The 10,883-nt window shown below is 70.3% G+C and carries 9 protein-coding genes; 5 read left to right on the top strand and 4 right to left on the bottom strand.

The window, feature by feature from the left end:
• Positions 1-42 precede the first annotated feature (42 nt).
• A complete protein-coding gene (locus ABFX55_RS43445) occupies positions 43-618 on the top strand; it encodes a TetR/AcrR family transcriptional regulator (protein ID WP_346129446.1) in 576 nt (191 codons plus the stop codon).
• A 557-nt stretch (positions 619-1,175) separates the two neighbouring features.
• Entirely contained in the window at positions 1,176-2,039 is an 864-nt protein-coding gene (locus tag ABFX55_RS43450) for an AraC family transcriptional regulator (protein ID WP_346129448.1), read from the top strand.
• 127 nt (positions 2,040-2,166) lie between these two features.
• Here ABFX55_RS43450 and ABFX55_RS43455 read toward each other — a convergent pair whose 3' ends face one another.
• On the bottom strand, positions 2,167-3,519 hold the full coding sequence (locus ABFX55_RS43455; RefSeq protein WP_346129450.1) for an erythromycin esterase family protein: 1,353 nt from the start codon (positions 3,517-3,519) through the stop codon (positions 2,167-2,169).
• A 464-nt stretch (positions 3,520-3,983) separates the two neighbouring features.
• Positions 3,984-5,108: a cytochrome P450 gene (locus ABFX55_RS43460; RefSeq protein WP_346129452.1), complete on the bottom strand. Its 1,125-nt coding sequence runs from the start codon at positions 5,106-5,108 to the stop codon at positions 3,984-3,986.
• 476 nt (positions 5,109-5,584) lie between these two features.
• On the opposite strand from ABFX55_RS43460, the gene ABFX55_RS43465 reads away from it, so the two are divergent.
• Genes ABFX55_RS43465 through ABFX55_RS43475 form a run of 3 tightly spaced genes read left to right on the top strand, consistent with a single transcriptional unit; the run spans position 5,585 to position 7,372 of the window.
• Positions 5,585-6,289, top strand: coding sequence for a CPBP family intramembrane glutamic endopeptidase (locus tag ABFX55_RS43465; RefSeq protein WP_346129453.1), 705 nt, complete (start codon positions 5,585-5,587; stop codon positions 6,287-6,289).
• A 31-nt stretch (positions 6,290-6,320) separates the two neighbouring features.
• Positions 6,321-6,659 (top strand): PadR family transcriptional regulator, encoded by a 339-nt coding sequence (locus ABFX55_RS43470; protein ID WP_346129454.1) that lies wholly within the window; start codon positions 6,321-6,323, stop codon positions 6,657-6,659.
• On the top strand, positions 6,656-7,372 hold the full coding sequence (locus tag ABFX55_RS43475) for a hypothetical protein (protein ID WP_346129456.1): 717 nt from the start codon (positions 6,656-6,658) through the stop codon (positions 7,370-7,372). Before ABFX55_RS43470 ends, ABFX55_RS43475 begins: the two co-directional genes overlap by 4 nt.
• Before the next feature lie 82 nt (positions 7,373-7,454).
• Here ABFX55_RS43475 and ABFX55_RS43480 read toward each other — a convergent pair whose 3' ends face one another.
• Both ABFX55_RS43480 and ABFX55_RS43485 read right to left on the bottom strand, forming a co-directional pair.
• Positions 7,455-7,625 carry a hypothetical protein gene (locus ABFX55_RS43480; protein WP_346129458.1) on the bottom strand — a complete coding sequence of 57 codons (171 nt, stop codon included), beginning with the start codon at positions 7,623-7,625 and terminating at the stop codon, positions 7,455-7,457.
• Positions 7,626-7,635: 10 nt separating this feature from the next.
• Positions 7,636-10,863 (bottom strand): glycosyl hydrolase family 95 catalytic domain-containing protein, encoded by a 3,228-nt coding sequence (locus ABFX55_RS43485; protein ID WP_346129460.1) that lies wholly within the window; start codon positions 10,861-10,863, stop codon positions 7,636-7,638.
• Positions 10,864-10,883 lie beyond the last annotated feature (20 nt).

The following is a 10,883-nucleotide window of genomic DNA, read 5'->3' on the forward strand; positions in this document are numbered from 1 at the left end:
CGGAACGTGTTCCGCTTGCAAGTCCTTCAGTAGGCTGTGTCCGTGGAGGCCGTGACCAACCCGCGACGCGAGCGCGTCGACGCCGCGCGCAACCGGGCGAAGATCCTGGCCGCGGCGGCCGAGATCGTCTCCGTCCACGGGGTGGAGGGGCTGGCGATGGCCGAGGTCGCCGCCGCGGCGGGGGTGGGCGTCGGCACGCTGTACCGCAGGTTCGGCGACCGCTCGGGGCTGGCGTACGCGCTGATCGACGAGAGGGAGCGCGAGTTCCAGTCGGCCTTCATCGAGGGCCCGCCACCGCTCGGCCCGGGAGCCGACCCGGTGACCAGGATCCGCGCCTTCCTGCACGCGCTGACGGACCGCACGGTCGAGCAGCTCGACCTGCTGCTGATGGCGGAGACGGCGAGCCCTTTCGCCCGGTTCGGCGGCGCGTACGACGGCTACCACGCGCACCTGTCGATGCTCATCGGCCAGGCGGATCCGACGGCCGACGCCTATGTCCTGGCCGACCAGTTGCTGGCCCCGCTGGCGGCTCCCCTCCTGGCGCACCGCCTGCGCACCTGCGGGGTGACCGTCGACCGCGTCAAATCCGCCCTCGACCACCTCCTCCCCCTCCGCTGACCACCTGGCCCGGCTCTGTTTCGGTGTGCGGGTTCGACCACCCGCCCTGGCTCTCTTTCAGCGCGGTCGATCACCCGGCCTGGCGCGCCTTCCCGATGCCCCCCTCCGCTACGGCAAGCACCCGACAGGCCACCCCGGTCACCGGTGACCGCCCGTCCTCCACGCCCCTCCAGCGCCGCCCCTGACCCACCGAGACGTCAGGCTCCTTCAGCGTCTCCTTCGAACCCCGCCTGGCCGCTTCCGGGCGCCTTCGTCCGGCGTGCCCCGCCTGACTTCCCGCCCGGCACTCCGCGTCGGGTAGGAGGCTCGAGGTTCGCGGGCGTCCTGACTCGGTCACGCCTCGCTCACGCCCCCGGCGCCCCCCGGGTGGTTCTCCGCCTCCGCAGTCCTCTCGGTGGTTCCCCGCGCCGGCCTTGGCCCTCAGGGCGTCGGCCGGTCTTCGCGCCCGGCGTGGGCTGTCACTTCACCCTGCGACTCGGCCGCTTCCGAGCACGCCTCGACGGCTCCACTGCCTGCGCCAAGCCCTGGTGGGTTGCCGGGATGGCGAGAATGGGAGGGTGACGCATGACTGGTCCCGCTACTGGCGCTCTCCCGACAGGCCGTTGGAAGCCATGCACGCCCACTTCGTGCGCCACGTCTACCACCGCCACAGCCACGACACCTACAGCTTCGGCGTCACCGAGGACGGCGCCCAGGCCTTCAAGTGCAGGGGCTCGGCGCACACCAGCGCCGCGGGCATGGTCATGGCGTTCAACCCCGACGACCCGCACGACGGACACGCCGCCGACCAGCTCGGGTTCACCTACCGGATCCTCCACATCGGCACGGAGCTGGTGGCCGACGCGCTGGAGGACACCACGGGCCGCCGTACCGGGCTTCCCCTCTTCGTCGAACCCGTCCTGGACGATCCGCTGCTCGCCCGCTCGCTCCACGCCCTCCATCTCGCCCTGCTCGGTGGCGCCTCGGCCCTCCGCCGCGACGAGCTGCTCAGGGCGACGCTCGCGGCGATGGCACGCAGGGGCAGCAGGTCTTTCGGCTCCGTGGACGCCCGCCGTCCGGCCCCTGGCGGCACCGCGCTGATCGCCGAACGGGTCAGGAGCCGCCTGAACGACTCCCATCTCGACGACCTCACCGCCACCGACCTGGCGGCGGCGGCGGGATGCAGCCGTTTCACCGTCTACCGGGCCTTCCATGCGGTGTACGGGATGGCCCCGAGCGACTACCAACGCCAGCTCAGACTCCGTACGGCCCGCCGCCTGATCGCCGAGGGTCTCTCGTTGGGAGAGGTCGCGGCGCAGGCGGGCTTCGCCGACCAGAGCCATCTGACCCGCTGGTTCACCCGAACGTACGGCGTCACTCCCGGCACCTACCGAGAAGCCGCCCCACCCGGAACCCCACCCTTACTGAGCATTTCAGAGTGATTCGCGAGGTCGTCGAAGGCAGATGATGCCGCAGGCGAGTCCCAGCAGACCCCGGTGGAGGCCGGCCTCGTGGCCGTCCTCCCCGCAGGTCAGGAGATGTCGGGCGGCTCACGCTGGAGCCGGGCCGTCATGGCTTCGGTTGGTCGGCCTCCCGGACGTCGTGGAGGTGGATGAGGACGCCGAAGGAGCGGGCGATCGCGAGGTTGCCGGGCGGGAAGGGGTACTGCGTGCCGATATTGCGCGTGGGGCGGGTGACGTCCAGCCAGGCGCGCGCCGCGGCCGGGGCGTTGCGGATGTCGAGGTAGTAATCCCGGTAACGGACCTTGTCGAGGGTGTACTCGTTCATGCCGGGCTCGGCCGCGCCCACGGTGAACTTCTTCCATTCGCCGCTGAGAGCGGCGTCCTTCGACAGAAAGGAGCCCTGGTTGAAGGTGAAGCCGATGGGGAGGTACTTCGTGCCCAGTGTGTCGCGCAGGTACGACCCTTGCGTCTTGGGGTAGAGCGTGGGCTCACCGGCCGCGTACCCAACGTGGTCGTTCTGCGCCGACAGCAGCATCTTGTCGCCGGTGCGCCGCTGCCACCAGGCGGTGTTCTCGGCCATCACCTGGTCGCGGTAGCGCTGCGCGACGGGCAGCGCGGCCTTGTCGGTGAGGTCGAAGGCGAGGAACGTGGCCGTCTGGGAGATGGACCGGGCGTTCTGGACCGCAAGCTCGAACTCGCTCTCGTCCGGGCCCTTGCGGCTGCTGATCAGATCCAGGGCCTGCCGTGCCCTGGCGGCGAGCCGCTGCCGTTCCGCGAGGGGCTTGCCCAGGTAGGCGAACACGTCGTCGATCGGGCGCAGACCGGTGTAGAGCCGCGTGACGTGCGGCAGCGACTCCGGGTGGGTCCGCTGCACGTAGCTGGTCACCCGATTGAAGAAGTCGTCGCTCAGCTTGGGGGCGCCGATGTCGTCGCCCATGAAATGGACCGTGCGGCCAGGGTGGCGGCGGTTGTGGTCCCGCATCCACTCGATGAGGCTCACGAACTCCTCCCGGTCCCACGGCGAGCCGGCCAGCGCCGCTTTCGCGATCTTGCGTGCGTCGCCCTTGCCGGTCTGGAGGTAGTCGTCGATCTCGAGCCCCGCAGACCAGCTCAGCTCCAGGGCGAAGGTGGTGAAGCCCTTCTCCTCGACGAGGTAGCGGAAGACCCGCTCCTTCATGGTGAAGAACTCGTGCGAGCCGTGAGTGGCCTCACCAAGGCCGACCACCTTGGCGTCGCCGATCATCGCACCCAGAACTCGCAGGTCGGCCGTATTCCTCCCGGGTTCGGTCGAGCGCAGCGGGTGCGCCGCCTGCTCCAGTGCGCGGACCGGGTTCTGCCTCCCGCCGACCGTGTCGGACGTGGCCGCCTGAGCCGCCACGGGGGCGAGGACCGCTCCCATCGCGATCACCGCCGTCGCCATCAGTCCCCGACGGCTGATGCGCTTCCGGTCCCTAGCCATGCTGATTACCTCTTCACTCGCGTATTGCCATTCGAGAAGGATCAGACCTCACGGTGAGATCCATACGTCGACGAGAGTATGGCCACGCGAGCGCGCCTCCCATGGCGCTGACCAGCATCTTTCCGGTGCAGCGCGCTGGTGCGTCAGGGTAGGGCGGGCACTACCATGGGCCGCTCCGAGCCGGCCCGGCGAGCCTCATGGGCGGCGACGGGATCCACATCGGTTTCCGTCCTCGCCTCGGAGGTCCCCGCGCCGTGGACGAGCACCGAGCCTGCGGCCGCCACGACGGAGACCGCGCGGGTGAAGGCCTCCTGGTCGAACGAGTTCGAGCAGGTCTTCCAGGGTCCCGCGGGCGGCCCCTCGATCGCTGGTCGCCGGCGGCGTTCGAGTTGCGAAGACTCGGGATGCTGCCTGGAGCTGGGATCCCGGCCGAACCCGGGGGAGGGGCCGGCCGGGGTGAGGGTTCAGCCGAGGGTGACGGGGAGGGTCTTGATGCCGTTGATGAAGTTCGAGCGCAACCGGCGGGCCTCGCCGGTCTGCCGCATGCGCGGGAACCTCCTGGCCAGTTGCTCGAAGAGCACGCGCAGCTCGAGCTTGGCCAGATGGTTGCCCAGGCAGAAGTGCGCGCCTCCACCTCCGAACCCGATGTGCGCGTTGGGAGACCGTCCGATGTCGAAGACCTCGGGATCGGAGAAGACCGACGCGTCCCTGTTGGCAGAGGAGTAGAAGACCACCACCTTGTCGTCGGCCTTGACCTGCTGTCCGCCCAGGGTGAGGTCGGCGGTCGCCGTACGGCGGAAGAGGTTCACCGGCGAGACCCAGCGGACGATCTCGTCGGCGGCCGTTGCGGCGAGGGAGGGGTCGGCGACCAGCCTGTCCCACTGGTCCGGATGCTCGAAGAGGGCGAGCATGCCGCCGGAGGCGGCGTTGCGGGTGGTCTCGTTACCCGCGACCACGAGGAGCAGCACGAAGAGCTCGAACTCGTTCTCCGTCAGGCTCTCGCCGTTCTCGTCGGGCTGGAGGAGCTTGGTGACGATGTCGTCGCGCGGCGCGGCGCGACGCTGTGCGGCCAGTTCGGAGGCGTAGGCGTAGACCTCCATGGCCGCGGCGCCGCCCTCCTCCGGTGAGGCGGCGTAGTCGGGGTCCTGGGCGCCGATCATGCGGTTGGACCAGGTGAAGATCTTGTCGCGGTCGGCGACGGGCGCGCCGAGCAGCTCGCAGATCACGTAGAGCGGGAGGGGCGCGGCGAGGTCGGTGACGAAGTCGCCGTCGCCTGAGCACTGGTCGAGCAGGTCGTCGCAGATGTCGCGGATGTGCTGCTCCAGCGCGCGGATGGTGCGCGGGGTGAAGCCGCGGTTGACGAGGGAGCGCCTTCTGGTGTGCTCGGGCGGGTCCTGGTTGAGCATCATCATCCGCTGTAGCTCCCGCTGCTCCTCCGGCATCTCGTTGAACAGGGCGAGCCTGCGCGCGGAGGAGAACAGGTCGGAGTGGCGGGAGACGTGGACGACGTCCTCGTGGCGGGTGACGGCCCAGAATCCCGGCTCGCCCTCGTGCCAGTAGACGGGAGCGTGCTCTCTCAGCCAGCGCATCTGCTCGTGCGGGGGGGCCGAAGGTCGCGTAGTGGTCCTGATCGACGAGGTCGATGTTCACGAGCCGTCACCTCGGGCTTGGTCAAGCGCTTGGTAGGTGCCAGGGTATGAAACCAGCGTGAGGAGGGCAAGCCCTGCGCCGTTGTGCGGGGCGCCCATGTTGGTGGTGGTGATCCGCGGCAAGCGTGCTCCTCGTGGGGACGGTTCCTCTTGGGTGGCCCGGCCTGGCGATCGGTTCCGGCGTCGTTTCCCGCGTGGCCTACCCAGGCCCTCGTACGGCACGCCGCGCTCGTGGGCGGCCGGGTCGTAGAGCTCGATCACGCGCGACTCCTGGCTCGCTCAAGGGCTGGTTGGTCCCTGTCTTTGTATGCGAGTCCTGTACGACCGTCAAGTAGTCAGGCGTCTCTAGCTAGGTTGCATTCCTAACTAGCTTGTTCTACCGTCTAGCTCGTACCGGAACTCAGGAGGTTCTCCCCATGTCGCTCGTCCTGTTCGTCGCCCTTGTGGTCCACCTCGCGGTGGTGAGCCCGCTGCTCGGCCGCCGGACCTACGCCGCTCTCCAGGCCGACCGGAGCCGCTACACGCGGACCTTCCTCGCCTGGATCGCCGAACTGTGGGGCATGGCCGCGGTGGCGCTGCTGATCGTCGGCCTGTCACCCGACCTCGACCTCGTCGACCTGGGCCTGACGGCTCCCACCGACCTGTCCACGTTCCTCGGCATGATCACCGGCCTGGTCATCGTCTCCGTGGTGGTCGCACTCGTCATGCGGAAGTCGGGCACGGCGATGCCGGGTCAGGCGGCGTTCGAGGCGCTCGTCCCCAGGACCGGAGGCGAGAGGTGGATGGCGGTCGCCATGTCCGTCAGCGCGGGCGTCTGCGAGGAGATCGTCTTCAGGGGGCTGCTGATCGCGATGTTCACCTCGATGGGCGCCCCCAGGCCCGTGGCCGCGGGCCTCGCGCTGGCGCTGTTCGTGGCGGGCCACCTCTATCAGGGGTGGAGGGGCATGGTCATGGTCACGCTCGCCGGCTTCTCGCTCACCATGGTCTACTTCTCCAGCGGCTCGCTGGTGCTGCCCATCGTGATCCATGTCCTGGTCGACATCCGCTCCCTGCTGATGGCCAGGCCCGCCGAGCGCCCGCAGCCTCCGGTGCGTGAGGTCGTAGGTGGGGGAGCGGCGTAGGTAGCATCGCTACTATGGAAAGAGGGACGGCATGACCGCCGACCGCCGGGCGAGCTGGCTCAAGGGCGTGCTCGACCTGCTCGTCCTGGCCAGCCTCACCGAGGGTGAGAACTACGGCTACGAGATCGCCAAGAGCCTGGCCGGGTCCGGCCTCGGCCAGATCAAGGGCGGCACGCTCTACCCGGTGCTCAACCGCCTGGAAGAGGCGGGGCTGGTCGCGGCCGAGTTCAGGGTCACCGAGCGGGGGCCGGGCAGGCGCTACTACCGGCTGACCGAGCAGGGCAGAAGCACCCTGGCCGAACAGGGCGACCTGTGGGTCGCCTTCGACAGGTCGGTGCGGTCGGTGCTGGCCAAGGGGGGCATCCAGTGAGCACCTACTTCGACGAGCTGGCCGTACGGCTGCGCGAGCGCGGCGTGCCTGAGGAGACGGTGACGGCCACCGTCGCGGACCTCACCGCGTACCTGGCGGAGAGCGGGGGCGACCCCGAGGAGGAGTTCGGCCCCGCCGCCGACTTCGCGCAGCAGCTCGGGGCCGCGCCTGCGAGTGAGAGTGCCGCCGAGTCGAGCACCTGGCGCTGGACGGCCGACATCTTCGTGGACGAGCGCCACCTGAACGAGTTCGGCGACCAGGGCTGGGAGGTCGACAGGGTCGACGCGACGGGCCGGTTCGTCAGCCATCGCGACGAGGACAACCCCCAGCGCTGGGAGTACCGCCGCGAGGTGGTCACCAGGAAGGGCAGGAAGGCCCTCGTCGAGGAGCTCGCCCCCGACGGCTGGGAGCCGTGCGGCACCTGGTTCTACTACGAGTACTTCAAGCGGCCGAAGGCGGCGAGCCTCGGACCGGAGGCGCAGCTGGGCGACCCTCCCCGCGCGCCGGGGAAGGGCGTCTTCCTCAGCAGGCGGTTCTTCCTGCTGGTCGGGTTCTCGGCGGTGTGCCTGGCGGTCGCGCTGATACTGCTGACCAATGTGTCGGGCGGAGGCGCCGGGTTCGTGGTCGGTCTGCTCGCGGGGGCGGCCGGCGGCGCGCTGGCCGCCCTCGGATCGCTCTGGTTCCAGGCCCGAAGGCGCGACAGATCCGGCTGAAGGCGACGGGTCCCGATGCGCGCGACGGGTCCGGATCAAAGCGACGGGTCCCGGTGCGCGCGGCGGGTCTGGTTGAGGTGGGTCAGGCGAGCGGCCGCTCCAGGTTGAGCGCGAAGACGTGGCCGTTGGACCTGCTGCCGAGCCTGAGCGCCACCAGCTCCTTGGGGGGGGGCCACGGCCACCGTGGCGTGCGCGAGGCGCCCGCCGTCCCGCCGAGCACGGCCGGGCGGGACGGGTGGAACGAGTCGTTCACGGGGGGCCTGTCAGAAGGCGAGCTGCTGCCAGGTGGGGACTTCGGCGGGGGTCAGCGCGCGGGCGAAGATCGCCACTCGGTCCACGGCGCCGCTGAGACGCTGGCCGCCGCCCTGGTCGGCCGCGAAGCGCAGCGGCCTGGTGGCGCAGCCGGTGATCCCGTCGGCAGGGACCTTCGCGCCGCCGATCCGCGCCCCGTCGGCGTAGACGGTGACCGTGCCGTCGCGGCCCATGGTGACGACCAGGTCGACGTAGCGGCCGGTGGGCACCGTGGCGTCGCTGGTGACGTTGAGGCCCGCGCCGATGAAGCGGACCCTGTTGTCGGGTGTCAGGTCGATCAGCACCCCGTCGTTGCCGGGGTCGCCCGAGGGCTGGGAGTCGAACAGTCGGCGGTAGCCGCTGCCCGCGACCTTGACCTCAGCCGCGAAGGAGGCCTCCTTCAGGAAGCCGAGGGTGGTGGGCGCGGTGGTCAGGTAGGTGGCGCCGTTGAGCACCAGACCGCCGTCGCCGTCGTAGGCCGCCGTGCCCGCGACGGTCGCGTCCCTGCCGTTGCCCGAGCCGTCGGCGACGGTCGTGCCTGCGGAGGGGTCCCATGCGACCAGCGGCTTGGCGGCCGACGGGATCGCGCAGGGGGCGACGGCGAGCGAGGCGGAGGCGCGGCCCGACCATTCGTCGCCCTTCACGGTCGCGGTGATCCGGGCGCTGCGCGAGCCGTCGGCGGGACCTGAGGTGACGGTGAAGGCCGCGCTGCTCGTCCTGCCCTGCGTCGTGGCGGGCAGGTGGACCGAGCCCGGCGTGGCCGTCCAGCCCTGGGGCAGCTGGAGCGTCACGTCGCCCGCGGGGACCGCGCGGCCGCCTGTGGCGGTGACGGTGAGCTTGACGGGGAACGACTGTCCTGCGCCCGTCTCGGCGGGCGCCTCCAGTGCGACGCGGACCTCTCCCTTGGCGCGGTAGGTCTTCCCCGCCTCGGCGGTGAAGGTGATCGTGTCGCCGTCCCTGGTCAGAGGGACGGCCCGGCCGGCAGGGTCGAGAAGCCTGAACCGCCCGGCGAAGATCTGGTTGCGCACGGTCAGCGGCCCCGCCGACCCCGCGTGCAGCGCGATCTCGCTGGTCGCGCCGTTCTTCCAGGTGGCGTCCACGGTCACGTCGCCACGAGCGCGCAGGCCTTCGACGGAGCCCGTGCCCCATGCCGACGGCAGCGCGGGCAGTACATCGACCACGCCCGACTGCGACTGCAGCAGCATCTCGGACATGCCGGAGGTGGCGCCGAAGTTGCCGTCGATCTGGAAGGGCGGGTGAGTGTCCCAGAGGTTGTCCAGGGTGCTGCCCTTGAGCTGCTCGCCCAGCATCTTGTGCGCGTGGTCGCCGTCGAGCAGGCGCGCCCAGAAGTTGATCTTCCAGGCCTTGGACCAGCCGGTGCCGCCGTCGCCGCGCGCGGTCAGGGAGACCTCGGCCGCCTCCGCCTCCTTGGAGCCAGGAGCGATCTGGCGGCCGGGGTGCAGGGCGAACAGGTGGGAGACGTGCCTGTGGGTGTTGTTCGGGTCGTCCCAGTCGGACTTCCACTCCTGGAGTTGGCCCCAGCGGCCGATGCGCAGGCCGGGGTCGAGCCGCTCCATCGCCTGCCGTACCTCGGGCTCGTCGGTGCCGAGGGCGGCGGCCGCCTCCAGCACGTTGCCGAACAGGTCGCGCACGATCTGCTGCGACATCGACGCGCCGGCCGAGAAGTCGCCGTGCTCGGGGGAGTAGCTGGGGGAGACGACGAGCTTGCCGTCCTTCGGGTCGGTGTGCAGGTTGTCCACCCAGAACAGCGCGGCCTCGCGCATCACCGGGTAGACCGAGCGCAGGTAGTCGAGGTCCTTGCCGAACAGATAGTGGTCGTACATCTGCTGGGTGGTCCAGGCCGCGGCCTCGGGGAACCAGAAGGCGGTCGACCAGTCGTGCACGCCGGTGAAGCCGAACGGGTTGGTCTCGTTGTGGACCACCCAGCCGCGCGAGCCGAACATCTCCTTGGCGGTCTGCTTTCCCGGGGCGACCAGCGCCTTGATGTAGTCGTCGTAGGAGGTGGTGGTCTCCGCCAGGTTGGTCTGCTCGGCCAGCCAGTAGTTCATCTGCAGGTTGATGTTGACGTGGTAGTCGGCCGACCACGGCGGGTTGGTGGAGTTGTTCCACACGCCCTGCAGGTTGGCGGGCAGCGAGCCGTCACGCGAGGAGGCGATGAGCAGGTAGCGGCCGTAGGCGAAGAACATCGCCTCCAGCGCCCTGTCGTCGGCGGAGGAGCCGCCCGTGTAGCTCGCGCGCAGCCTGTCGGTCGGCACGGAGGGCGCTTTCTGCCCGATGTCGAGCTTCACGCGGTCGAAGAGGTTCGTGTAGTCCTCGAGGTGCGCCCGTCTGAGCCCGTCGTAGCCCTTCGCGACGGCGGCGTCGACCGTGGCGGTGACCTTCGCGTGCGGGTCCTCGCCTCGGTAGGTGGGGTAGGAGCCGGCGTAGTCCGTGCCCGCCGACAGCACGAAGACGGCGCTGTCGGCCCCCGCGACGGTGATCCGGTCGGCGCCGTCGGTACGGCTGCCGCCGGTCGTGATGACCTGGACCTGCGACTCGAACACCATGCCGTTGTCGGCCAGCGCGCCGCGAACGGTCAGCCTGCCGTCCTTGACGGAGACCGTCTTGTCGTTGCGCGGCGACGAGGTCCGCAGCGTGAAGGAGACCTTGCCCGCCTCCGACGCGCTGAGCCTGCCGACGATCACGTTGCCGGGATGGCTGGCGAAGTACTCGCGGGCGTAGGTGACGCCGCCCGAGGTGTAACCGACCCTGGCGACGGCCTCGCGCAGGCTCAGCTCCCTCCGATAGCCGGTGGCGGCCGTGTGGCCGGTGTCCAGCCAGAGATCGCCGAAGGTCTGGTAGGCGCCGAAGCCGCTCTTGGGCTGGCCGAGTTTCCTGGCCACCGCGTCGGGCGACATCCTGCCGTCGCGGTCGATCTGCGCCTGTACCTCGGCGATCGCGCCCGGCCTCGGGCTGGTCCAGTTGCCGAAGTCGTAGCCGCCCTTGGAGCCTGGGCCGCCGGTCCACAGCGACTTCTCGTTGAACTGCAGCTGCTCGCCGGCCACGCCGCCGAACACCGTCGCGCCGAGCGCGCCGTTGCCGATGGGCAGCGACTGTCTCTCCCAGTTGGTGGCCGGTTGGTCGTACCAGAGGGTCAGGTCGTCGGGTGGGCCGGCGGCGGCGGCCTGGGCGGCTGGCACGGGGATGGCTCCGATCAGGA

This window comes from Nonomuraea roseola (genome assembly GCF_039535395.1).
GTDB classification, from domain to species: Bacteria; Actinomycetota; Actinomycetes; order Streptosporangiales; family Streptosporangiaceae; genus Nonomuraea; species Nonomuraea roseola.

What these genes read in the sequence shown, in the direction of transcription:
- ABFX55_RS43465 (WP_346129453.1), top strand. Translation starts at nt 5,585, where the DNA reads ATGTCGCTCGTCCTGTTCGTCGCCCTTGTGGTCCACCTCGCGGTGGTG.
- ABFX55_RS43455 (WP_346129450.1), bottom strand. Translation starts at nt 3,519, where the DNA reads ATGGCTAGGGACCGGAAGCGCATCAGCCGTCGGGGACTGATGGCGACG.
- ABFX55_RS43460 (WP_346129452.1), bottom strand. Translation starts at nt 5,108, where the DNA reads ATGCGCTGGCTGAGAGAGCACGCTCCCGTCTACTGGCACGAGGGCGAG.
- ABFX55_RS43470 (WP_346129454.1), top strand. Translation starts at nt 6,321, where the DNA reads ATGACCGCCGACCGCCGGGCGAGCTGGCTCAAGGGCGTGCTCGACCTG.